The 24,217-nt window shown below is 66.0% G+C and carries 18 protein-coding genes; 6 read left to right on the top strand and 12 right to left on the bottom strand.

Annotation, left to right across the window (positions count from 1 at the left end):
- Positions 1–114: 114 nt before the first annotated feature.
- Complete coding sequence (rpfG, locus tag AC5QAB_RS18070; protein WP_032959453.1) at positions 115–1,260, top strand: cyclic di-GMP phosphodiesterase response regulator RpfG; 1,146 nt, start codon at positions 115–117, stop codon at positions 1,258–1,260.
- Positions 1,257–3,434, top strand: a complete 2,178-nt coding sequence (locus AC5QAB_RS18065; RefSeq protein ID WP_495233534.1) for a response regulator — start codon at positions 1,257–1,259, stop codon at positions 3,432–3,434. The genes rpfG and AC5QAB_RS18065 overlap by 4 nt, the downstream gene beginning before the upstream one ends.
- 70 nt (positions 3,435–3,504) lie before the next feature.
- Here the strand turns inward: AC5QAB_RS18065 and AC5QAB_RS18060 are convergent, their stop codons facing one another.
- The 5 genes from AC5QAB_RS18060 to betI all read right to left on the bottom strand — a co-directional run bounded on the left by AC5QAB_RS18060 (position 3,505) and on the right by betI (position 10,332).
- Positions 3,505–4,377, bottom strand: coding sequence for a crotonase/enoyl-CoA hydratase family protein (locus AC5QAB_RS18060; RefSeq protein ID WP_014647007.1), 873 nt, complete (start codon positions 4,375–4,377; stop codon positions 3,505–3,507).
- Between the two features lie 161 nt (positions 4,378–4,538).
- Positions 4,539–6,215 (bottom strand): long-chain fatty acid--CoA ligase, encoded by a 1,677-nt coding sequence (locus AC5QAB_RS18055; protein ID WP_014647008.1) that lies wholly within the window; start codon positions 6,213–6,215, stop codon positions 4,539–4,541.
- Between the two features lie 231 nt (positions 6,216–6,446).
- The gene (gene betA, locus AC5QAB_RS18050; RefSeq protein WP_014647009.1) at positions 6,447–8,129 is read right to left on the bottom strand and encodes a choline dehydrogenase; all 1,683 of its coding nucleotides are present in this window, start codon (positions 8,127–8,129) and stop codon (positions 6,447–6,449) included.
- Positions 8,130–8,230: 101 nt separating this feature from the next.
- On the bottom strand, positions 8,231–9,703 hold the full coding sequence (gene betB, locus AC5QAB_RS18045) for a betaine-aldehyde dehydrogenase (RefSeq protein ID WP_014647010.1): 1,473 nt from the start codon (positions 9,701–9,703) through the stop codon (positions 8,231–8,233).
- 38 nt (positions 9,704–9,741) lie between these two features.
- Complete coding sequence (gene betI, locus AC5QAB_RS18040; RefSeq protein WP_014647011.1) at positions 9,742–10,332, bottom strand: transcriptional regulator BetI; 591 nt, start codon at positions 10,330–10,332, stop codon at positions 9,742–9,744.
- A gap of 168 nt (positions 10,333–10,500) precedes the next feature.
- Here betI and AC5QAB_RS18035 point away from each other — a divergent pair, with 168 nt between their 5' ends.
- The gene (locus AC5QAB_RS18035; RefSeq protein ID WP_197561696.1) at positions 10,501–12,051 is read left to right on the top strand and encodes a BCCT family transporter; all 1,551 of its coding nucleotides are present in this window, start codon (positions 10,501–10,503) and stop codon (positions 12,049–12,051) included.
- A gap of 128 nt (positions 12,052–12,179) precedes the next feature.
- Here the strand turns inward: AC5QAB_RS18035 and acnA are convergent, their stop codons facing one another.
- Positions 12,180–14,933 carry an aconitate hydratase AcnA gene (gene acnA, locus AC5QAB_RS18030; RefSeq protein WP_197561695.1) on the bottom strand — a complete coding sequence of 918 codons (2,754 nt, stop codon included), beginning with the start codon at positions 14,931–14,933 and terminating at the stop codon, positions 12,180–12,182.
- 302 nt (positions 14,934–15,235) lie between these two features.
- On the opposite strand from acnA, the gene AC5QAB_RS18025 reads away from it, so the two are divergent.
- The 3 genes from AC5QAB_RS18025 to acnB are packed head-to-tail and all read left to right on the top strand — an operon-like array spanning position 15,236 to position 18,500.
- Positions 15,236–15,460, top strand: coding sequence for an AbrB/MazE/SpoVT family DNA-binding domain-containing protein (locus AC5QAB_RS18025; protein ID WP_005409505.1), 225 nt, complete (start codon positions 15,236–15,238; stop codon positions 15,458–15,460).
- Between the two features lie 6 nt (positions 15,461–15,466).
- Positions 15,467–15,865, top strand: a complete 399-nt coding sequence (locus AC5QAB_RS18020) for a type II toxin-antitoxin system VapC family toxin (RefSeq protein ID WP_005416402.1) — start codon at positions 15,467–15,469, stop codon at positions 15,863–15,865.
- 43 nt (positions 15,866–15,908) lie between these two features.
- A complete protein-coding gene (gene acnB, locus AC5QAB_RS18015; RefSeq protein WP_197561694.1) occupies positions 15,909–18,500 on the top strand; it encodes a bifunctional aconitate hydratase 2/2-methylisocitrate dehydratase in 2,592 nt (863 codons plus the stop codon).
- A 144-nt stretch (positions 18,501–18,644) separates the two neighbouring features.
- Here acnB and AC5QAB_RS18010 read toward each other — a convergent pair whose 3' ends face one another.
- From AC5QAB_RS18010 to AC5QAB_RS17985, 6 genes are all read right to left on the bottom strand, one after another.
- Positions 18,645–20,120, bottom strand: a complete 1,476-nt coding sequence (locus AC5QAB_RS18010; protein ID WP_197561693.1) for an XVIPCD domain-containing protein — start codon at positions 20,118–20,120, stop codon at positions 18,645–18,647.
- Positions 20,117–20,755, bottom strand: a complete 639-nt coding sequence (locus tag AC5QAB_RS18005; protein ID WP_111206958.1) for a hypothetical protein — start codon at positions 20,753–20,755, stop codon at positions 20,117–20,119. The genes AC5QAB_RS18010 and AC5QAB_RS18005 overlap by 4 nt, the downstream gene beginning before the upstream one ends.
- Positions 20,756–21,169: 414 nt before the next feature.
- Entirely contained in the window at positions 21,170–22,243 is a 1,074-nt protein-coding gene (locus AC5QAB_RS18000; RefSeq protein ID WP_197561692.1) for a chemotaxis-specific protein-glutamate methyltransferase CheB, read from the bottom strand.
- Positions 22,240–22,836 carry a chemoreceptor glutamine deamidase CheD gene (gene cheD, locus AC5QAB_RS17995; protein WP_008264676.1) on the bottom strand — a complete coding sequence of 199 codons (597 nt, stop codon included), beginning with the start codon at positions 22,834–22,836 and terminating at the stop codon, positions 22,240–22,242. Before cheD ends, AC5QAB_RS18000 begins: the two co-directional genes overlap by 4 nt.
- The gene (locus AC5QAB_RS17990) at positions 22,833–23,702 is read right to left on the bottom strand and encodes a CheR family methyltransferase (protein WP_049416359.1); all 870 of its coding nucleotides are present in this window, start codon (positions 23,700–23,702) and stop codon (positions 22,833–22,835) included. The genes cheD and AC5QAB_RS17990 overlap by 4 nt, the downstream gene beginning before the upstream one ends.
- 37 nt (positions 23,703–23,739) lie before the next feature.
- A partial coding sequence (locus AC5QAB_RS17985; protein WP_495233533.1) for a methyl-accepting chemotaxis protein occupies positions 23,740–24,217 on the bottom strand: 478 nt, incomplete at its 5' end.

The following is a 24,217-nucleotide window of genomic DNA, read 5'->3' as shown; positions in this document are numbered from 1 at the left end:
CCTTGACGCCTGTTATGGCTTGATCGGCGCCAGGGGGAGGGCACGGTGTGGGGAGTCCGCTTCACATTGTGATGACGATCATGAATCGGGACGCATGACACGGGAGTCAGGCCGATGCAGGGTGCGAGCGTTCGCAGCGGCAGAGTATCCTCGCCTGCTGATGATCCAGCGTGGTCGAGAAACCAGGCAGAGTACGCGTTGAACATCGTCATCGTTGACGACCAGACTTCGGCCCGGACGATGCTGCGTCACGTCATCGAAGACATCGCGCCGGAACTGAGCGTGTATGACTTCGGAGACCCGCTGACCGCATTGGCCTGGTGCGAAGCCCATCCGGTCGACCTGCTGCTGCTCGATTACCGCATGCCGGAGATGGATGGGCTGGAATTCGCCCGTCGTTTCCGTCGCCTGCCCAAGCACCGCGACATTCCGGTGATCCTGATCACCGTGGTCGGTGACGAGCCGATCCGGCAGGCGGCACTGGAAGCAGGCGTCATCGACTTCCTGGTCAAGCCGATCCGCCCGCGCGAGCTGCGTGCGCGCTGCTACAACCTGCTGCAGCTGCGCCAGCAGACCGAGAACGTGAAGCAGCGGGCGCTGTCGCTGGAGCAGCGCCTGCTGGCCAGCATGCATGAGGTCGAAGAGCGCGAGCGCGAGACGCTGTCGCGGCTGGCACGCGCGATCGAGTTCCGTGATGCCGGCACCAGCGCCTACCTGGAGCGCATGGCGCGCGTGGCCGGACTGATCGCCGAACAGCTCGGGCTGCCCGAAGAGGAGGTGCGCCTGATCGAAATGGCTGCGCCGCTGCATGACATGGGCAAGATCGCCATTCCCGATGCGGTGCTGCTCAAGCAGGGCAAGCTCAACGAGGAAGAGCTGGCGATCATGCGCCGGCACCCGCGGATTGGCCATGAACTGCTGAGCGGCAGCCAGAATCGCTTCATCCAGGTTGGCGCGTTGATCGCACTGCGTCATCATGAGCGCTACGACGGCAGTGGCTATCCCGATGGGCTGGTCGGCGACGCGATTCCGCTGGAAGCGCGCATCGTGGCCGTCGCCGATGTCTTCGACGCCCTGATTTCGCCCCGTCCGTACAAGGAAGCATGGACCATGGAAGCCACCCTGGCTTATCTCTACGCCCAGCGTGGCCGCCTGTTCGATCCCCGATGCGTGGACGCGCTGCTGCGCGGCCGCGAACAGCTCGACCAGATCTGCGCCGAGCATTCGATGGCGTCCGCGCGCCCGGGGCTGGGCGCGTGAAACGCCTGTTGTCGCAGCTGCGGCTGCGCCTGTCCCAGCGCCAGGACAGCGAGCACGGCCAGCAGATCGTCCGCATCGTGCTGATCAGCCTGATCCTGGCCTACGTACTGTTGCCGGCACCGCGCCACGATCTGCCGCACACCCAGTACGTCGGTGTGCTGGCGATCGTGCTGACCGGCCTGAGCCTGTCACTGTTGCTGTTCGGCTGGCTGCTGTGGCGGCCGGCGCGTTCCGATCCCCGCCGCGTGCTGGGGATGCTGGCTGACTACGGCCTCATTGCTGCCGGCATGGTGCAGATGGGTGAGCCGCTGGCCTGGGTCTACATCGTGGTGATGTGGGTGACGGTCGGCAATGGCATGCGCTTTGGCAACCACTATCTGTACGTGGCGGTGGCCATGGCGATGGTGAGCTTCGGTTGCACCGTGATGCTGACGCCTTACTGGCAACAGAATTTCCGCCTGGCCATCGGCCTCTGGCTGGGCCTGGCAGCGGTGCCGCTGTACTTCTCGACATTGCTGCGGCAGTTGACCGAAGCGATGGCCGAGGCGCGCCGCGCCAGCGAGGCCAAGAGCCGGTTCCTGGCCAACATGAGCCATGAGTTCCGCACGCCGTTGAACGGTCTCAACGGCATGACCGAAGTGCTGGCCACCACGCGCCTGGATGACGAGCAGCGCGAGTGCCTCAACACCATCCAGGCGTCGTCGCGCAGCCTGCTGGCACTGGTGGAGGAAGTGCTGGACATCTCGGCCATCGAGGCCGGCAAGCTGCGCGTGGTGGCCGAGGACTTCGCCGTGGCCGACGTGATCCAGGCGATCGGTCTGATCCTGTTGCCACAGGCCAAGGCCAAACGGCTGGATTACCGGGTGAAGGTGGCCGATGGTGTGCCGCCATGCGTGCGCGGCGATGTCGGGCACCTGCGGCAGATCCTGCTGAACCTGGCCGGCAACGCGGTCAAGTTCACCGACCATGGCCGGGTCGAGATACGTGTCGGCGTGGTGCAGGCCGATGCCAGCGGGGCGGTGCGGTTGCGCTTCGACATCCTCGACACCGGCATCGGCGTGCCACCTGCCATGCGTGCACGGCTGTTCGACGCGTTCGAGCAGGCCGATGTCAGCATGGCGCGCCGCCACGAGGGGACCGGGCTGGGCACGACCATCGCCAAGGGCCTGGTCGAGGCGATGGACGGTGACATCGGCTATCTGGAAAACCCGCCGCGCGGCAGCCACTTCTGGGTCGAGCTGCCGTTCGCGCCGCCGCAGCCGCAGGTGCCGGGCGCGGTACCGAGCCTGAGCGGCGAAGAAGACGCGGGCCCGGGCGGCAACGTGATCGCTTTTGCCGATCCGTTCCTGCGCCATCGCGCCCGCGTGCGCAGCATGCAGATCCTGGTGGCCGACGACCACGAGGCCAACCGCATGGTCCTGCAGCGCCTGCTGCAGAAGGCCGGCCATCGCGTGCTGTGCGTGGACGGCGGTGAGGCGGTGCTGGATGCGCTGGCCGACAGCGAGTTCGACGCGGTCATCGTCGATCTGCACATGCCGGGCATGAGCGGGCTGGACATGCTCAAGGAACTGCGGGTGATGCAGGCCGGCGGCGGTCCGCGCACGCCGGTACTGGTACTCAGTGCGGATGTAACGCCGGAGGCGATCCAGCGCTGTACCCAGGCCGGCGCACATGCCTTCCTGGCCAAGCCCGTCGTTGCGGTGCGCCTGCTCGATACGCTGGCCGAGATCGCCAGCAATGCCCAGCTGAAGACCATGGCCGCACCGGTGGTGCGACCGGCGGCGCCGCTGCAGGATGGCGTGCTCGACAGCAGCGTGCTGGACGAACTGGCTTCGCTGGGCATGGGCGAGGGCTTCGAACGTGAGTTCATCCGCCAGTGCCTGGAGGACGTGGCGAGCTGCATGGGCAAGGCCGAGCAGGCCGGCGAGGCCACGCAGTGGGATGTGTTCCGCGAACAATCCCACGCGATCAAGGGCGTGGCCAGCAACCTCGGCCTGATGCGCGCGTCCAACCGTGCCGGCGAGCTGATGCGGATGGCCGACTGGCAGCTCAAGACCGAATGGCGTCCGCGCCTGGGCATCCTGCAGGAGGCGATCAAGGAAGGCCGGCGCGCGCTGGACGCGCGGGCCGAACGCCGCATGCGCGGCGCCGCCGATGATGGTGAAGCGCGCTGAGGCGTGGCGTGGACCCAAAAAAAGCCCGGTGGCCAGCCGGGCTTGAACCCATCCTGGGGGAGGGGAGGAATCAGGCCGCGTCGAGACTGGCGCGACGGGTCTGGGCCTTGATCAGGCGATCCATGGTGCGCAGCGAGCGGTCGCCGAGTGCGAGGGCGGAATCGACCCATACCTTGGTGATCTCCAGCAGTTCGTCGTAGCTGACCGGCTGGGCGATGGCGCGTGCGGCATTCATCGCCAGATAGGACTGCGGCGTGCGCTGCTGCTGGCGGATCAGTTCCTCGACCGCCGCCCGGCCTTCGCCCTTCTTCACCAGCACGTCGACCACGCCCATGGCATGCATCTCCTCGGCACTGTAGACCCGGCCGTCGAGGATGATCTTCTCGGCCAGATGGGGGGACACGCGCCGGCACAGGAAGGAGTACGCACCCATGCCCGGGAACAGGCCGAACAGCACCTCCGGCAGGCCCAGTCCGCTGCCTTCCTCGGCGACGATGGTGTGGCAGGCCAGGGCCATTTCCAGGCCGCCGCCGAGGGCGTCACCCTGGATCAGCGCGATCGAACGGACATCGCCACCGAACCCGGTATGCAGGTGGTGCACGCCCTCCACGCAGCGCTGGGCGTAGTTCAGCAGGAGGTCGCGGTTGCCTTCGCGGATCAGGCGGGTGAACAGGTCCAGGTCGCCGCCCAGGTTGTAGGCGACGGCATCGGAGGCCAGCACGAAATGCCGCAATGTCCCGTTGTGGCGTTCGGCAGGGCTGCGGGTGATGGCCGCCATGTAGCTCCACATTTCGTCGAGCATGTCCTTGCGGCAGCAGGGGCGGATCCCGGTGGCGGCATCGGCGTGCATGAACAGCCAGTGGGCAGCGCCGTCGGCGCTGTCTTCGGTACGGATGGTGGCGAACGGTGAGCCGCTTGAAGGCAGCTTTTCGATGGTACTCATGGAAGGGTCCTCGGCATGCGGCCCGCAGTGTCAGGTGGGTGGCCGGCGGGCCGAACGGTCCACACACGCGGCGATGCTACACCGCCTCAGCGGCGTCGCATGCGAAAGGGCCCGGGACGTTTCCGCCCCGGGCCCTGCACTGTCCAAATTGCCGCAAACCCTTACTGGGCGGGCGTATCGCGGAGTTCGCGACGGAGGATCTTGCCGACGTTGGTCTTCGGCAGCTCCTTTCGGAATTCAACGATTTTGGGGTGCTTGTAGCCGGTCAGGTTGGCCCGGGCATGCTCCTTGACCATTTCGGCGGTCAGGTTCGGGTCCTTCTTCACGATGACCACCTTCACCACCTCGCCGGACTTGTCGTCCGGGACGCCGACTGCGGCCACTTCCAGCACGCCCGGCATCATCGCGATCACGTCCTCGACTTCGTTCGGGTACACGTTGAAGCCGGACACCAGGATCATGTCCTTCTTGCGGTCGACGATGTAGAAGAAGCCGTGTTCGTCCATCTTGGCCATGTCGCCGGTATGCAGCCAGCCGTCCGCGTCGATGGCCTTGGCCGTTTCCTCCGGGCGCTGCCAGTAGCCCTTCATCACCTGCGGGCCCTTGATGCAGAGCTCGCCGACCTCGCCCAGCGGCAGGATGGCACTGTTGTCATCCTTGATGCAGGCATCGGTGGAGGGGATCGGCAGGCCGATCGAGCCGTTGTACTCGGTCAGGGTAAGCGGGTTGATGCAGGCTGCCGGCGAGGTCTCGGTCAGGCCATAGGCCTCGACCAGGGTCACGCCGGTGACCTTCTTCCAGCGCTCGGCGACGGCGCGCTGCACCGCCATGCCGCCGCCCAGGGTGACCTTCAGCGAGGAGAAGTCGACCGTGTCGAAACCGGGGGTGTTGAGCAGGCCGTTGAACAGCGTGTTGACGCCGGTGATGGCGGTGAAACGCACCGACTTGAGCTCCTTGACGAAGCCCTTCATGTCGCGCGGGTTGGTGATCAGGTGATTGCAGCCACCGAACTTCATGAAGACCAGGCCGTTCGCGGTCAGCGCGAAGATGTGGTACAGCGGCAGGGCGGTGATGATCCACTCCTTGCCCATCTCGATGCCGGACGCACTGATCCAGGCCGAGGCCTGCTGCATGTTGGCAATCAGGTTGCGGTTGGTCAGCATCGCGCCCTTGGCCACGCCGGTGGTACCGCCGGTGTACTGCAGGAAGGCGATGTCGTCGTGGTCGATCTCGACCTTGGGCAGGCTGTGGCGGCTGCCGAGCTTGAGCGCCTGGCGGAAGCGCACCGCGCCCTTGAGATGGTAGTTGGGCACCATCTTCTTGATGTACTTCAGCACGAAGTTGACGATCACGCCCTTGGCGCCGAGCAGGTCGCCCAGGCCGGTGGTGACCACATGCTTGACCGGCGTATCGGCGATGACCTGCTCGACGGTGTCGCCGAAGTTGTCGACCACCACCAGCGCGGTCACGCCGGCATCGACCAGCTGGTGCTTGAGCTCGCGGGCGGTGTACAGCGGGTTGACGTTGACCACGGTCAGGCCGGCGCGCAGCACGCCGAAGGTGGCCACCGGGTACTGCAGGCAGTTGGGCATCATCAGGGCGACGCGGTCACCCTTCTTGAGCTTGAGCTCACCGAGCAGGTAGGCCGCGAACTGTTCGACCAGCGCGTCGGTCTCGCCGTAGGTGAGGACCTTGCCGAAGCTGGAGTAGGCGGGACGGTCGCGGAATTTCGCGACGGAAGCGTCGAAGACCGAAGCTACCGAATGGAACTCGTTGACGTCGATCTCGGCGGGAACGCCTTTCGGATAGCTCTGCAGCCAGGGACGATCCAGACTCATATTCCCCCTCCAGGAATCGTGATGTATTAGGTCCGGCCCTGAGCGTATCGACAACGGCCGGTCATTGCAGCATACCCCGCCGTAGGGAAAACGCGAAGAGGGTTTCGCGGAGGCTGCAACGGTAGGTGCCGACCTTGGTCGGCACAGGATGGCGAGGGGCGCTGTGAGGCGTGCCCACCAAGGTGGGCACCTACCGATTCGGGGTGTAGGACGGCCGAAGAGCCGGCTGCGTCAACCCTGCTTGCGAACGGGTGCGCCGTTGGCCTTGTAGTACGGCGCGGTGCTACGGGCGAGCGGGGTGCGGCCGCGGATCACGTCGGCCAGCTTCTCGGCCATCATGATGGTCGGCGCGTTGAGGTTGCCGGTCACCACCTGCGGCATGATCGAGGCATCGACGATGCGCAGGCCTTCCAGCCCGTGTACGCGGCCCTGGCCATCGACCACCGCCATCGGATCGTCGGCATGGCCCATCTTGTTCGAGCACGACGGGTGATAGGCAGTCTCGGCGTGCTCGCGCACGAACGCATCGATCTGCGCGTCGGTCTGCAGCGCGCTTCCCGGCGAGATTTCGCGGCCGCTGTACGGGGCCAGCGCCGGCTGCGCGAAGATCTCGCGGGTGATGCGGATCGCCGCACGGAACTCGCGCCAGTCCTGGTCGTGCGACATGTAGTTGAACAGGATGCTCGGATGTTCGCGCGGGTCCTTCGAGCGCACGTGGATGCGGCCGCGGCTGGGTGAGCGCATCGAACCGACGTGCATCTGGAAGCTGTGCGCCTTGATCGGGTTGGAGCCGTTGTAATTGATCGCCACCGGCAGGAAGTGGTACTGCAGGTTCGGCCAGTCGAATTCGGCGTCGCTGCGGATGAAGCCACCGGCCTCGAACTGGTTGCTGGCGCCGATGCCGGTGCCCAGGAACAGCCACTCGGCACCGATCGCCGGCTGGTTGTACAGCTTCAGTGCCGGCGCCAGCGACACCGGCTTCTTGCACTCGTACTGCAGGTACATCTCAAGGTGGTCCTGCAGGTTGGCGCCGACGCCCGGCAGGTGGTGCACCAGGTCGATGTCCAGGCTGCGCAGCAGGTCGGCCGGGCCGACGCCCGAGCGCTGCAGGATCTGCGGCGAGGCGATGGCGCCGCCGCACAGCAGCACTTCGCGGCGGGCGGTGGCGCGCTGCGGCTGGTCGCTGTGCAGCCACTGCACGCCCACGGCGCGCTTGCCCGAGAACAGAATGCGGTCGGTCAGCGCGTGGGTGACGATGGTCAGGTTCGGGCGCGGCTTGGCCAGGTCCAGGTAGCCGCGGGCGGTGCTGGAACGACGGCCCTTCGGGGTCACCGTGCGGTCCATCGGGCCGAAACCTTCCTGCTGGTAGCCGTTGAGGTCGTCGGTGCGCGGGTAGCCAGCCTGCACGCCGGCTTCGACCATCGCAGCGAACAGCTCGTTGTTGCCGGCCTTGGGCGTGGTAACGCGCAGCGGGCCGTCGCCACCGTGGTAGTCATTGGGGCCGATATCACGGGTTTCGGCCTTGCGGAAGTAGGGCAGGCAGTCCAGGTAGGTCCAGTCTTCCAGGCCCGGCATGCTGGCCCAGTTGTCATAGTCCATCGCGTTGCCGCGGATGTAGCACATGCCGTTGATCAGCGACGAGCCGCCCAGGCCCTTGCCGCGGCCGCAGTCCATGCGGCGGTTGTTCATGAAGGGCTCCGGATCGGTCTTGTACGCCCAGTTGTAGCGCTTGCCCTGCAGTGGGAAGGCCAGTGCCGCCGGCATCTGGGTACGGAAGTCGAGCCGGTAGTCCGGGCCACCGGCTTCCAGCAGCAGCACGCTGACATCGGCATCTTCGGTGAGGCGGGTAGCCAGCACGTTGCCGGCCGAACCGGCGCCGATGATGATGTAGTCGTACTCGTTGTGGGTGCTCATGGGTGTCTCCTGCAGGCCGGGGCGCGCTGCATGCAGGCGTCCCGGCGGGATGTCGGATCGGCGCGGTGGCCGGACGATGGGGCGTGCTGGCGGCGCGCCGGTCAGAACACGCTGGCGTAGTCGCCCAGCTCGACCTGCACCGACTTGATGCGGGTGTAGTGGCCGAGGGTCGAGATGCCGTTCTCGCGGCCGACGCCGGATTCCTTGTAGCCACCGACCGGCATTTCGGCCGGCGATTCGCCCCAGGTGTTGATCCAGCAGATGCCGGCTTCCAGGCGGTGGATGATGCGGTGGGCGCGGCTGACGTCCTTGCTGACCACGCCGGCGGCGAGGCCGAAGGTGGTGTCGTTGGCACGACGCACCACTTCGTCTTCGTCGTCGTAGGCGAGGATGCTCATCACCGGCCCGAAGATCTCTTCCCGGACAATCGTCATGTCATCGCGGCAGTCGGAGAACACGGTCGGCAGCACGTACGCGCCATTGGCCAGCGCGCCTTCGGTGGCACGGCCGCCGCCGGTCAGCAGGCGGGCGCCTTCGGCCTTGCCGCTTTCGATGTAGCGCAGCACGTTTTCCATGTGCGGGAAGCTGGTCAGCGGGCCGAAGTTGGTCTCGGCGGCCATCGGGTCGCCGATGCGGATGCGCTTGACGCGCTCGACAACGGCGGCCTCGAACGCGGCCAGCATGCTGCGCGGCACGAACACGCGGGTGCCGTTGGTGCAGACCTGGCCGGAGCTGAAGAAGTTGGCCATCACCGCGATGTCGGCGGCGCGGTCCAGATCGGCGTCATCGCAGATCACCAGCGGCGACTTGCCGCCCAGCTCCATGGTCACTTCCTTCAGCGACGAGGACGCCGCGCTGGCCATGACCTTCTTGCCGGTGGCGACGCCGCCGGTGAAGGAAATCTTCTCGATCACCGGGTGCTCGGTCAGCCACTGGCCGATTTCGCGGCCCGGGCCCTGCACGACGTTGAACACGCCGGCCGGCACGCCGGCTTCGGTGTAGATCTCGGCCAGCCGGATCGCGGTCAACGGGGTCACTTCGGACGGCTTGAACACCATCGCATTGCCGGCGGCGAGGGCCGGGGCCGACTTCCACATGGCGATCTGGATCGGGTAGTTCCAGGCGCCGATGCCGGCCACCACGCCCAGCGGTTCGCGGCGGGTGTAGAAGAAGCTCGATTCGCGCAGCGGCAGCTGGATGCCTTCGATGGCGGTGGCCAGGCCAGCGTAGTACTCGACCACGTCGGCGCCGGTGACGATGTCCACGGTGGTGGTCTCGGCCAGCGCCTTGCCGGTGTCCAGGGTTTCCAGGTGGGCCAGTTCGTCGTTGCGCTCGCGCAGGAGCTCGACGGCGCGGCGCAGGATGCGCGAGCGCTCCATGGCCGTCATCGCGGCCCACACCTTCTGGCCTTCGGCCGCGCTCTGCACGGCGCGCTCGACGTCGGCCTGGCTGGCAACCTGCACTTCGGCGATCACCTCACCGGTGGCCGGGTTGACGGTCTTGAAGGTCTTGCCGCTGGTGGCATCGACGCGCTGGCCGTGGATGTAGAGCTGTTGGACGGGCAGGGTGGTCATGGGGCGTACTCCTTGGAAGGGGGCGGGTGCTGAAGCGCTTATAGCGCGGCAGCCTGCAACTGGAAGTCGATGTAGCCGTAGGCGATGCGCCGCGACTTGTCGGCGTTGAACTGGCCGCCGACCAGGCTGCCACGCAGCCACAGGCCGTCGATCATCGCGGCCAGGCCACGGGCGGCCAGGCGGGCCTGCGGGTGGGGCAGCAGGCGGTTGAACTGGTGGCACAGGTTGGAGAACAGGCGCTGGTCGTTGGCGCGCTGCAGCCGGGCCAGTTCCGGCTGGTGCATGCTGGCGGCCCAGAACGTGAGCCAGACGCGCATTGCGGTACCGTTGATCTGGCTGTCGTCGAAGTTGCCATCGACGATGGCACGCAACTGCTCGCGGGGGTCATCGCTGGCCTCGGCGCGGTAGCGGGCGACGGCGTCCTTCAGTTCGCGCAGGATCTGCCGCATTGCAGCATTGAGCAGGCCGTCCTTGTCGCCAAAGTAGTGGGCGACGATGCCGCTGGACAGCCCTGCCTTCTTCGCGATGGTGGCGACGGTCGCGTCGGCCATGCCGATCTCGTCGATGGTCTGGAAAGTGGCCCGGATCAGCTGTTCGCGCCGTACCGGTTCCACGCCCTTCTTCGGCATTGTCTCTCCACGGATTGCGACCCGAAGGATCGGCTACCCGCCATTATGCTTTTTATTGATTGAACGTTCAATCAATAAACCCTAGGATGCGCTCGCGCCCCACGCCATGGGCCCGGTTTACCGGTCCGGCCCCGCCCATGTGCTCCCCCGGACTGATGAGACGATCCCATGTCTTCCCTGGCTCATCCCAAGCGTTCGCCCCTGCGCTTGAACCGTTTTGTGTTTCTCAGCTCCTCGGTGTCGATCGGCATCCTCGGGCTGCTCACCGTTCTCTATCCCGAAGGCAGCGAGCACTGGCTGCAATGGGCGCAGGCCGAGGTGTCGGCCGCGTTCGGCTGGTGGTACATGCTGCTGATCGTGCTGTGCCTGGGCTTCGTGCTGTGGCTGGCGTTCTCGCCGTATGGCCGCATCCGCCTGGGCCACAACGAGGAGTCACCGGCCTTCGGCTACGTCGCCTGGGTCTCGATGCTGTTCTCGGCCGGCATCGGCATCGCGCTGCTGTACTACGGCGCCTACGAGCCGCTGGACCATTTCCTGCATCCGCCCGGGCAACCCGGCGGGACCGTGGCCGCCGGCCGCGAAGCGATGGTGCTGACCTTCCTGCACTGGGGCCTGCACGGCTGGGCGCTGTACGCGCTGGTCGGCGTGGCGCTGGGCTACTTCGCGTACCGCCGCGACCTGCCGCTGGCGCTGCGCTCGGCGCTGTACCCGATCTTCGGTGAGCGCATCCACGGTCGCATCGGCGACATGGTCGATGGTTTCGGCATCCTGGCCACGCTGATCTCGATGGTGACCAACCTCGGCATCGGCGCGCTGGTGGTGCAGTCCGGCCTGGTCTACCTGTTCCACATCCCGGATACGCCGCAGGTGCTGGTGGCCATCGTGCTGGTGATGATGGTGGTGGCCACCATCGGCGTGGTCGCCGGTGTGGAAAAGGGCATTGCCTGGCTGTCCAACCTCAATGTGCGCCTGCTGTGTGGCCTGCTGCTGTTCGTGCTGGTCACCGGCCCGACCCTGCACCTGTTCGATGGCCTGATCCAGAATACTGGTGATTATCTCGGCGCGTTCGTGCGCAAGAGCTTCGACATGTACCTCAACGACCCGAAGGGCCGTGAGTGGATGGGGTCGTGGACGCTGTTCTACTGGGCCTGGTGGATCGCCTGGGCGCCGTTCGTCGGCCTTTTCGTGGCGCGCATCTCGCGTGGCCGCACCATCCGCGAAGTGATCATGGGCGTGCTGCTGATCCCGCTCGGCTTCACCCTGGCGTGGCTGTCGATCTTCGGCAACACCGCCATCGACCTGGTGCTCAACCATGGCCAGGCGATCCTGGGTGACGTGGCCCAGCACGATGCGGCGATGACGCTGTTCAAGCTGCTGGAATACCTGCCCGGCGCGCCGTACGTGGCCGGTGCTGCGGTGGTGATCGGCTTCGTGCTGTTCCTGACCCCGGTCGACTCGGGCACGCTGATGATCGCCAACCTGTGCACCCGTCGCGTTGACGATGGTGTGGAAGACGGCCATGACGCGCCGATCTGGCTGCGCGTGTTCTGGGCGGCCGGCATTACCGTGGCCAGCGTCGGCCTGCTGCTGGCGGGCAATTTCAGTGCGATGCAGACGGCGGTGGTGCTGTGTGGCCTGCCGTTCTCGTTCACCCTGGCGTTCTACATGTGGGGCCTGCTGAAGGCGCTGCGCACCGACCCGGACGCACCCCGCCGCTGAGCGCCTCTGTAGAGCCGAGCCCATGCTCGGCTGCTGTTGGCGCAGAAGCAGCCGAGCGCAGGCTCGGCTCTACAGGGGGGCATCGCAGACGGAAAGGGCCGGACCCGCAAGGATCCGGCCCTTTTCCGTTACTTGGCTGCCAGCTGGCGCAGCACGTACTGCAGCAGGCCGCCATGACGGAAGTACTCGACTTCCTTCGGGGTCAGCAGCATCACCGAGACCTCGAAGGTCTTCTTCGTGCCATCGGCCTTGGTCGCGGTGACCGTGGCGCGCTTGCTGGCACCGTCCTGCAGGCCGGTGATGTCGATCACTTCCGAGCCGTCCAGGCCCAGGCTCTGCGCGTTCTCGCCGTTGCGGAACTGCAGCGGCAGCACGCCCATGCCGACCAGGTTGGAGCGGTGGATGCGCTCGAAGCTTTCGGCGATGACCGCCTTCACCCCCAGCAGCAGGGTGCCCTTGGCCGCCCAGTCGCGCGACGAACCGGTGCCGTATTCCTTGCCGGCCAGCACCACCAGCGGCACCTTGTCGGCCTTGTACTTCATGGCCGCATCGTAGATCGCCAGCTTCTCCGGCTGGCCACCGCCGGCGGGGTAGTACAGGGTGTTGCCGCCTTCCTCGCCACCGAACATCAGGTTCTTGATGCGGATGTTGGCGAAGGTGCCGCGGACCATCACGTCATCGTTGCCGCGGCGGCTGCCGTAGCTGTTGAAGTCGGCCGGCTGCACGCCGCGTTCCTGCAGGAAGCGGCCCGCCGGCGAGTCCTTCTTGATGTTGCCGGCCGGGGAGATGTGGTCGGTGGTGATCGAATCGCCGAACAGGCCCATCACGCGTGCGCCGTGCACGTCGTCGATGCTGCCGGTCTGCATGGTCATGCCATCGAAGTACGGCGGGTTCTTGATGTAGGTGGACGCATCGCTCCACGCGTACAGGTTGCCGTCCGGCGAGGCGATGGTGTTCCAGCGGGTATCACCCTTGAACACGTCGGCGTAGTTCTGCTTGAACATCTCCGGGCCGATGGTGGCGGCGATGACGTCGCCGATTTCCTTGTTGCTCGGCCAGATGTCGCGCAGGAACACCGGCTGGCCATCGCTGCCGGTACCCAGCGGCTGGGTGGTCAGGTCGATGTCGGTGGTGCCGGCGATGGCGTAGGCCACCACCAGCGGCGGGCTGGCCAGGTAGTTCATCTTCACTTCGGGGTGCACGCGGCCCTCGAAGTTGCGATTGCCCGACAGCACCGAGGTGACCACCAGGTCGCCGGTGGCGATGCCGGCGCTGACTTCGGTCGGCAGCGGGCCGGAGTTGCCGATGCAGGTGGTGCAGCCGTAGCCGACCACGTAGAAGCCGATCTTTTCCAGCTCCTTCAGTACGCCGGCCTTTTCCAGGTAATCGGTGACCACCCGCGAGCCCGGCCCGAGCGAGGTCTTCACCCACGGCTGGCGGTTCAGGCCCTTGGCGGCCGCATTGCGGGCCAGCAGGCCGGCACCGATCATCACCGCCGGGTTGGAGGTGTTGGTGCAGGAGGTGATGGCGGCGATGACCACCGCGCCATCCTTCAGCCGCACCTTGCGGCCTTCGATCTCGATGTCGGCGAAGCCCTTGGCCAGCTGCTCGTTGCCGACCGCGGCGCCGCCGCCTTCGTTGACGAACGAGGAGACGTCGTCGCTGCGCTTGTCACGGTTGGCGGTCATGCCGACCAGGGCTTCACGGTAGTTCTTCTGCACGTCTTCCAGCAGCACGCGGTCCTGCGGGCGCTTCGGGCCGGCCAGCGACGGCTTCACCGTGCCCATGTCCAGTTCCAGCGTGGTGCTGTACTGGGCGTGCGGGCTGCCCGGCTCGTGCCACAGGCCCTGTGCCTTGGCGTAGGCCTCGACCAGGTTGATCTGCTCTTCGCTGCGGCCGGACAGGCGCAGGTAGTTCAGCGATTCGGCGTCGATCGGGAAGATGCCGCAGGTGGCGCCGTACTCCGGGGCCATGTTGCCGATGGTGGCACGGTCGGCCAGCGGCAGGTGCTGCAGGCCGTCACCGTAGAACTCGACGAACTTGCCGACGACGCCCAGCTTGCGCAGCATCTGGGTGACGGTCAGCACCAGGTCCGTAGCGGTGGCACCCTCGGGCAGCTTGCCGGTCAGCTTGAAGCCGACCACCTGCGGGATCAGCATCGACGACGGTTGGCCGAGCATGGCGGCCTCGGCTTCGATGCCGCCCACGCCCCAGCCAAGCACGCCGATGCCGTTGATCATGGTGGTGTGGCTGTCGGTACCGAACACGGTATCGGGGTAGGCGACCGCCTTGCCGTCCTTGTCGGCGGTCATCACTACGCGGGCCAGGTTCTCCAGGTTCACCTGGTGGACGATGCCGGTGTTCGGCGGCACCACCTTGAAGTTGTCGAAGGCCTTCTGGCCCCAGCGCAGGAAGCCGTAGCGTTCCTGGTTGCGCTGGAACTCGATCTTGCCGTTGAGGTCCAGCGCGTCCGGCTTGCCGAACACATCGACCTGCACCGAGTGGTCGATGACCAGTTCGGAGGGGATCTGCGGGTTGATCTGCTCCGGCGAGCCGCCCAGCTTGACGACCGCGTCGCGCATCGCGGCCAGGTCGACCACGCAGGGCACGCCGGTGAAGTCCTGCAGGACCACGCGCGCCGGCATGAAGGCGATCTCGGTGTCCGGCTCGGTCGCCGGGTTCCAGCGGGCCACGGCTTCGATGTGGTCCTTGCCGACGGTGATACCGCCGTCCTCGTGCCGGAGCAGGTTCTCCAGCAGGATCTTCATCGAGTAGGGCAGGTGGGAGATATCGAAGCGCTGGCCCAGCGTGGGCAGGCTGAAGTAGTCGTAGGTCTTGCCGCCGACGTTCAGCTGGCTGCGGGTGGAGAACGAATCGCTCATGTGGGGTAACTCCTTCTTGCGGATGGCTTGCAGTGGCCCGCGCATGGGCGGGCCTGCTTGCGGTCGCCGCGGGCCTGACGGCCCCGGTCGTCCCAGTATGAACCTCAGACTGAATGGATTCATCCGGGCCGGGTTCCGGCCTGCGGCATCGGTTCCAGACTACAGGGGAAGGTGTATGGCGTATGTCACGTTTGTGGCCGATCCTTTGCGAGGCAAGGGCTGGCGGGGCGCCGGTCCTGTTCAGGGTGGAAGTATGCCCGGGGAAGTATGTATAATTTGTGCATACTCTGGAGGGCCTACCGATGGAAGCCACTGTTGCAGAACGCGGACAGATCACCCTGCCCAAGGCGGTGCGTGATGCCCTCGGCCTGACCAAGGGCACGCTGCTGAAGGTCGAGCTGGACGGCAGCCGCATCATCCTGCGCAAGAGTGTTGACGATGCGATTTCACGGGCGCGCGGCAAGTTTGCGCTGGACGGCTTCGAATCGTCCGACGCAGCGGTACGCGCGGTGCGTGACGAGGAATAAGCCGTGATGATCGCCGTCGATTCACCGGTGCTGGTCGAGCTGCTCAGCAATGGTCCGCAGGCCGATGCCGTGGAAGCCATCCTCCGGCAGAGCCTGGTCGGTGGCCGCGTGGTGGTCTGTGGCGCGACCCTGGCCGAGGTCTGCGCATCGCTGCGCGGCGGCGCCGAGGTGCTCGAAGCGCTGGAAGAAATGGGCGTGCACTTCAACCCGATGGAAGCCAAGTCGGCGCTGCGCGCCGGCGAGATGCACCGCCGTCATCGCCAGCGCGGCGGCAGCCGCCGCAGCCTGGACGAATTCATGGTCGGCGCCCACGCACTGCTGCAGTGTGACGGCCTGATCACCTGGAACGACACGTTTTACCGCGACTACTTCAAGGGCCTGAAGCTGATCGTGCCGCACGCCTGAGCCCACTTTGTTATTTCAACCTACGCATTACCCGGGAGTTGTCATGTTGGAAGCCTACCGCCACCACGTCGCCGAGCGCGCTGCGCTTGGCATCCCGCCGCTGCCGCTGAGCGCGCAGCAGACGGCCGATGTCATCGAACTGCTGAAGAACCCGCCGCAGGGCGAGGCCGAGTTCCTGCTCGACCTGCTGACCCATCGCGTGCCGGCCGGTGTCGATGACGCGGCCAAGGTCAAGGCCTCTTACCTGGCGGCGATCGCCCTGGGCAGCGAGCAGAACCCGCTGATCAGCCGCGAGCGCGCCACCGAACTGCTGGGCACCATGCTCGGCGGTTACAACGTGGCCCCGCTGGTGCAGCTGCTGGACGACGCCAGCGTCGGCACCATCGCCGCCAACGGCCTGAAGAAGACCCTGCTGGTGTTCGATGCGTTCCATGACGTGCAGGAAAAGGCCAAGGCCGGCAACGCCAATGCCCAGGCCGTGCTGCAGAGCTGGGCCGATGCCGAGTGGTTCACCAGCAACCCGGAAGTGCCGCAGAGCCTGACCATCACCGTGTTCAAGGTGCCGGGCGAGACCAACACCGACGACCTGTCGCCGGCACCGGACGCGACCACCCGCCCGGACATTCCGATGCACGCCCTCGCGATGCTGAAGAACAAGCGCGACGACGCGCCGTTCACCCCGGAAGAAGACGGCAAGCGCGGCCCGATCCAGCAGATCCTTGACCTGAAGGACAAGGGCCATCTGGTCGCCTACGTCGGCGACGTGGTCGGCACCGGTTCCTCGCGCAAGTCGGCCACCAACAGCGTGCTGTGGTGGACCGGCGACGACATTCCGTTCATCCCGAACAAGCGCGCCGGTGGCGTCTGCCTGGGTTCGAAGATCGCCCCGATCTTCTACAACACCATGGAAGATGCCGGCGCGCTGCCGATCGAGCTGGACGTATCGAAGATGGAACACGGCGATGTGGTCGAGCTGCGTCCGTACGAAGGCAAGGCGCTGAAGAACGGTGAAGTGATCGCCGAGTTCCAGGTCAAGTCCGACGTGCTGTTCGACGAAGTGCGTGCCGGTGGCCGCATTCCGCTGATCATCGGCCGTGGCCTGACCGGCAAGGCGCGCGAAGCGCTGGGCCTGGCCCCGACCGATCTGTTCCGCCTGCCGGTGCAGCCGGTCGACACCGGCAAGGGCTTCTCGCTGGCGCAGAAGATGGTCGGCCGCGCCTGTGGCCTGCCGGAAGGCCAGGGCATGCGCCCGGGCACCTACTGCGAACCGAAGATGACCTCGGTGGGCTCGCAGGACACCACCGGCCCGATGACCCGCGACGAGCTGAAGGACCTGGCGTGCCTGGGCTTCTCGGCCGACCTGGTGATGCAGTCGTTCTGCCATACCGCCGCGTACCCGAAGCCGGTGGACGTGAAGACCCACCACACCCTGCCGGAGTTCATCTCCACCCGTGGCGGCGTCTCGCTGCGCCCGGGCGACGGCGTGATCCACAGCTGGCTCAACCGCATGCTGCTGCCGGACACCGTCGGCACCGGTGGTGACTCGCACACCCGTTTCCCGGTGGGTATTTCGTTCCCGGCCGGTTCGGGCCTGGTCGCCTTCGCCGCGGCCACCGGCGTGATGCCGCTGGACATGCCGGAGTCGGTGCTGGTGCGCTTCAAGGGCAAGATGCAGCCGGGCGTGACCCTGCGTGACCTGGTCAACGCGATCCCGTTGTACGCGATCAAGTCCGGCCTGCTGACCGTGGCCAAGGCTGGCAAGAAGAACATCTTCTCCGGCCGCATCCTGGAAATCGAAGGCCTGCCGGAGCTGAAGGTCGAACAGGCGTTCGAGCTGTCCGATGCCTCGGCCGAGCGTTCGGCGGCCGGTTGCTCGGTGCGCCTGAACAAGGAACCGATCATCGAGTACCTGACCAGCAACATCACGCTGCTGAAGTGGATGATTGCCGAGGGTTACCAGGACCCGCGTTCGCTGCAGCGTCGCATCGAGAAGATGGAAGCGTGGCTGGCCAACCCGCAGCTGCTGGAGCCGGATGCCGACGCCGAGTACGCCGCCGTCATCGAGATCGACCTGGCCGACATCCACGAGCCGATCGTGGCCTGCCCGAACGACCCGGACGACGTGAAGACCCTGTCCGAGGTGGCCGGCGCCAAGATCGACGAAGTGTTCATCGGTTCGTGCATGACCAACATCGGTCACTTCCGTGCGGCGGCCAAACTGCTGGAAGGCAAGCGTGACCTGCCGACCCGCCTGTGGGTGGCCCCGCCGACCAAGATGGATGCTTCGGAGCTGACCAAGGAAGGCGTGTACGGCACCTTCGGCGCTACCGGCGCGCGCATGGAAATGCCGGGCTGCTCGCTGTGCATGGGCAACCAGGCGCAGATCCGCGAAGGCTCCACCGCGATGTCGACCTCGACCCGCAACTTCCCGAACCGCCTGGGCCGCAACACCAACGTGTACCTGGGTTCGGCCGAACTGGCCGCGATCTGCTCGCGTCTGGGCCGCATCCCGACCAAGGAAGAGTACATGGCCGATGTGGGCGTGATCGCCGCCAGCGGCGCGGAGATCTACCGCTACATGAACTTCGACCAGATCGAGGAATACCAGGACGTGGCCAAGACGGTCGCTGCCTGATGCGGTAACTGAAAACCCCCGGCTCGCGCCGGGGGTTTTTTTGTGAGCGGACGACGCATGGTAGTGCCGGCCGCTGGCCGGCAACCCGTTGAAACGAAGAACCTCCGGTGAAAGCCGGGTTTCTATTGTGCCCGGCCAGGCGGCCTAGCCCATGCGCATCGCGGTTCGGGTCTGCTCCTGGACGTGGTCTTGCTGACCGACCTGCTGTGCCTGCGCAATCTGTTCGGCCTTGGCGATCGACTGCTCCACCGGCGTATTGATTGCCTCGCTGATCGGAACCGACGCCCGCAGGTGTGCCGGATTGTCCGGTGCTCCCTGCACAACGAACATGCGAGGGCCCGAGCCATCGCTGGGTGGACTGCCCAGGACCACATGATCAACGCGTTCGAGGCCGCTGCTCTTGGCCGTCGCAAGCAGGCTGGCCGTCATGCGCTCACTGGTTTCAACGAAGCTGCGCCCGTGCCTGGCATCCACGGCGGATACACTATCGCGGATCTGCTGGTAGAGCGCATGGTCTGGATGGCCTTCCTTCCTGGGATCCAAGCCTGCCTTGTCCACGGTTGACTCAATGCTCTCCTGCAATGGACTCCTGGGAGAGAAGCCGGGATTGCCGAGAGAGGGCGAGCCCTTGTCGGTTGCATCCTGGGTCAGTTGCTCCCCCGGCCTGAGCGCATTCTGGGCCCGCTGCTCCGCTTCAGCCTCGCGGCGGGCATATGCACCGGCTTCCTCAATACCGCGCAGGTAATTGACCCCGTCGCGCAGCAGGCCAGGTCCGCCGCCGACCAGCATGGTCGCGCCTGCGCGCAACTGATGAACATCACTGCGGTAGTCGGCAATCCTGCGCAGGTCTTCGGGATCTGTGATCCGGGCCTGGGGATTGTCCAGTACAGACGGCACCGGGCCCTTGTCGGTCACGCGATCAAGGAAATGAACCAATCGATGGGAGTCGCCCAACTGGACCGCCACTGCGGCGGACATGACATGGCCGCTTTTCATCCCAGGTGTTCCAAGCGAGGCGATGCGCTGGCCGTGCTCGGCGTTGCGCAGGACCTCCAGTTCCCTGGGCAGCGCATACATCTCGACCTTGCCGTAATGAGGACCGCCCGCGCTGACCAGGTCGCCGGCCATCACATGGTTGGTGAAGGGCGCCGCGTTGGCCGGCTGGCCCTCAGGAAGGCGATACGCCAGCCCGGCAGCACCGTAAGGATTGAATGCGTCGCCGGGGAGGTTGTAGTGGTGTGCAGTGATCTGGGCGAGCGCGCCGCCCAGCGAGTGGCCGGTGACGTACACCGGACCATACCCATTCTCTTTAGCCAGATCGATCGCCTGCTTGGTCAGTGCGAGGGCATCACCGAGTTGTGCGTTGACTCTTGCGGTGACCATCGCAGCGTCGATGCCGCCGTCAATCAGAGGCTGGCGATCAAACTCGGTACCGCGATGGGTGACGATTACTTCTTTGGATTCGAGATTATGGTAAATGACGCCTTGGTAGCCGGTGGCGGAGTTTAGGCTGGCCAATACACGATATTCCGTCCCGGCAATGGTAACAATGGCCTTGGGCGCAGGGAGCGGATCCTTGTAGACATGATCTGAGAGGGCTGCATTTGCTCCAGGATTCATTGGGCTGTTCCTTCAGTCCGTGTGGAGATTTCGATTGGGAAGTAATCCTTTCGCTTATCTTGAGGCATCTTCTCGTACCAAGTCGAAGGCTCGGTAGGCGTCCACTCTGGCGATCCCCCTGAAGTCATGGGGCGTAAGGCGCGATGTACGTAGGTAGTAGCGAGTTTCTCGGTTTCAAGCTTTGTGAATGAAGTCCATGCGGTTGCTTGGATAGGGCGATCATCGATGATGAAGGCGAATGAAGCTTCCACGAGCACGGGTGTCCAAGTGCACGGGCCGCGGCCGTAATAGTCGGCAACTTCCATGCCATCGTTGAATACAACACTGCTGAATTCAGTGGCACTGAGGCGCTGTGCCTGAAGCTCAACCTTGTGCTGGTTCGGCTCGTACTGCACCCCCTCCCAATTGTTGACCGGAGGGAGACAGAGTGGGTCTATCTCATACGTGACGAAGACCGAAGGAACGGGGACATCCACGGGTGCATCGTGGACCCGAATCACAATCGGCAGCGCATCCTTTGGCGCCGGATTCTCGCGATAGACCGGGTATGAGCGTTCCTTGTTGCAGCCCGGAACGGCCAGTGTGATCGAGGCGATCAACGCAACGTGAGCAAGGGGCGGGAGAACTTTCAGCATGAGCGGTCCATGTCGCTGCAGGATTTTCCTTGATCCCTGGAACATGCGGTCTCATCACGAACGACGGCGCCCCATCCGGGCAAATGCGACAGGTTGCGCAGTGGGTATTGCCCGTTACCCGGATCTCCCTCCCTGCGTACCCGAGCAGCGCGGCCTTGCGGGGTAACGTTCATCGGCGTTCCATTGCTGTGCGATACCTGACTATACGACCCGCTCCAGCCGCGCTCCAAGTCGGTGTCCTGCGGGCCTCCCGTTTGGCGCGCATGGCTTGCGGCAGGGTCCAGCCTCGAGCAGCGCCGTTGAAACATCAATGGTCGAAGGTGCTGCCGGCGGATCGGCAATTGCGCCTGACGTCTCTTGGAGGTGTCCAGAAGGGTGCAGAGCCGAGCGTGGGCTCGGCTCTACAGGGGCCTTTCAGCCGCGGGCGAGGGCGAGCAGTCGCTCGGCGATCCGCTCCAGTGGCACCTGTTCCTCGGCCGCGCCCAGCTTGAACGCGGCGCCGGGCATGCCCCAGACCACGCTGGTCGCTTCGTCCTGCACCAGCGTCGGCGCGCCGGCCTGGCGCATTTCCAGCAGGCCGCGTGCGCCGTCGTCGCCCATGCCGGTGAGGATGGCACCGATCGCATTGCCACCGGCGCTCTGCGCGACCGAGCGGAACAGCACGTCCACCGCGGGCTTGTGGCGGTTCACTGCCGGGCCGTCGTCGACGCGGCAGCGCCAGCGCGCACCGTCGCGGATGATCCGCAGGTGCTTGCCGCCGGGTGGAAGGTAGGCGTGGCCGGGCAGTACTGCTTCGCCGTCGCTGGCCTCGCGCACGGCCATCGCCGAGTGGCGGTCCAGTCGCTCGGCGAAGGCACTGCTGAAGCTTGCCGGCAGGTGCTGGGTCATCACCACGGCGGGCGCGTCGGCCGGCATGCCCTCCAGTACCACGCGAAGCGCTTCGGTGCCGCCCGCCGAGGAGCCGATCGCGATCAGCCGGTCGGTGGTGCGGAACTGCGGCGCGGCCGGGCGTATCGCGGGCGCGGCGTCCAGCATGAGCTTCGGCGCGGCAGCGCGCACCAGCGGACGTACCCGCGAGCGCGCCGCCATCTTGACCTTGGCGATGATCTCGTCGGCGTAGCCCTGCAGGCCGCGGGCCACGTCCAACTTCGGCTTGGACACGAAATCCACGGCGCCCAGCGCCAGTGCCTGCAGGGTGGTGTCGGCGCCGCGCTCGGTCAGCGAGGAGATCATCACCACCGGCAACGGGTGCAGGCGCATCAGGTTTTCCAGGAACGCCAGCCCGTCCATGCGCGGCATTTCCACGTCCAGGGTGATCACGTCCGGGGCCAGTCGCTTGATCTTTTCACGGGCCAGCAGCGGGTCGGCGGCGGTGCCGACCACGTCGATGGCGGGATCGCTGGACAGGATTTCCGTGAGCATCTGCCGCACGACGGCGGAGTCGTCGACGATCAGGACCCGGCAGGGGGCGTTGCCGGTCAAGGTCATTCGAACAGCTCCACGCCGCCGGTGACCGGGGCCTTGGACAGGCGCGCACGCACGGCCGATTCGGTCGCGGCGACTTCGGCTTCGTGTGCATGCGGCAGGCGCTGCACGACCACGCGGCCGGTATCGGCGAAGAACCAGATCTTGCGCGGATGGATGCCGCACAGATCCTCGGCGATGATCGGAATGTGCTCGGCCTGCAGGTACTGGCGCACGAACTCGGCGTTACGGGTGCCGACCGGATTGCTGGTGAATCCCTTGAGCACGTTGGCGCCGCCGAACACCTTGGCCTCGATGCGCTTGCGGTGTGCGCCGCGCTTGAGCATGTCGTTGATCAGCAGTTCCATCGCATAGCTGCCATAGCGCGCGGGTGCGCCGTCGCCGGCGTTGCCTTCGGGCAGCAGGAAATGGTTCATGCCACCGATTTTCAGCACGGGGTCGCGCAGGCAGGCGGCCACGCAGGAACCCAGCGTTGTGGTCAGCGCGGTGGTGTCGTCCACCACCAGATACTGGGTCGGCAGCAGCTTGGCGGCGATGGTCTTGAAGCGCGCATCCTGGTAGCGCATCACATCGTCGGTACGCAGCGAGGCATTCATGCGCCGGCCTTTGCCGCACGGCGGTACAGGGTGCGGCCGCAGGGCTGGATCAGGTCGGCGGCGTGCAGGTAGTTCTCCGAGTGGCCGGTGTAGAGCAGGCCGTCATCGGCCAGGTGCTGGACCAGGCGACCAAGGATGGCGCGCTGGGTCGGCTTGTCGAAGTAGATCATCACGTTGCGGCAGAACAGCGCGTCGAACGGGCCGCCGACGTCGTAGCGCGGGGCGAGCAGGTTCAATGGGCGGAACTCGATCAGTTCGCGCAGCGCCGGCAGCACGCGGCACTGGCCCTCGTTGGGGCCGCTGCCGCGCTGGAAGTAGCGGCGGCGCAGGTCCGGATCGAGGCTGGCGACGCGATCGATGTTGTAGACGCCGCGGCCGGCGGTGGCCAGCACCTGGGTATCGACGTCGGTGGCAATGATGCGTACCGGCGGCTTCAACGTGCCGAAGGCCTCGCAGGCGGTGATCGCCATCGAGTAGGGCTCTTCGCCGGTGGACGCCGCGCACGACCACAGCAGCAGTGGGGTGCGGCTGGAGCGCTGTTGGAGTTCCTCGCGCAGCTTGTCGAAGTGATGCGGTTCGCGGAAGAACGAGGTCAGGTTGGTGGTCAGCGCGTTGGTGAACGCCTGCCATTCGTCACCATCTTCCTGCTCCAGGTGGTCCAGGTACTGCTGGAAGCTGCGCATGCCCAGCGTGCGCAGGCGGCGCGACAGGCGGCCATAGACCATGTCGCGCTTTGCCGGCGCGAGGGCGATGCCCACGCGCTGGTAGATCAGGTCGCAGACGCGGCGGAAATCGCGGTCGGCGAACTCGAATTCGCGCGGGCCGGTGACGATGGGGGTAGGACTTTGCACGGGGGACGTGTCCATCGGCAGAGGCGGCGGCCGCAGCCGCCGCGGGTGGGTCTCAGAATTCCTGCCAGTCGCTGTCGCTGGCGGCGAAGGTGCTGGCGTTGCTGCTGCGGCGGACCGGAGCGGGCGTGCTGGTCGGCTGCGGGCGTGCCACGGTGGTGGCACGGGCCGGCTCCGCGCGCGCGGCCACGGCCTTCACTGCGGCGGACACCTGGTTGTCGAGGCGGAAGATCGCCACGGCGTCAGCCAGCTGGCCGGCCTGGTCTTCCATCGCGCGTGCCGCAGCAGTGGCTTCTTCCACCAGCGCAGCATTCTGCTGGGTGGTTTCGTCCATCTGCACCACGGTCTGGTTGACCTGCTCGATGCCCGCCGACTGTTCCTGCGAGGCCGCGGAGATCTCGGCCATGATGTCGGTCACGCGCTGCACCGAGGCGACGATCTCGCCCATGGTGCTGCCGGCCTGGTGGACCAGGCTGGAGCCTTCGGCAACCTTGCCGACCGAGTCGTCGATCAGGCCCTTGATCTCCTTGGCG

This window comes from Stenotrophomonas sp. YJH_SMC_127, assembly GCF_059372445.1.
The sequence above is the reverse complement of the archived record's forward strand: the minus strand, read 5'-3'. Positions and strand labels throughout refer to the sequence as shown.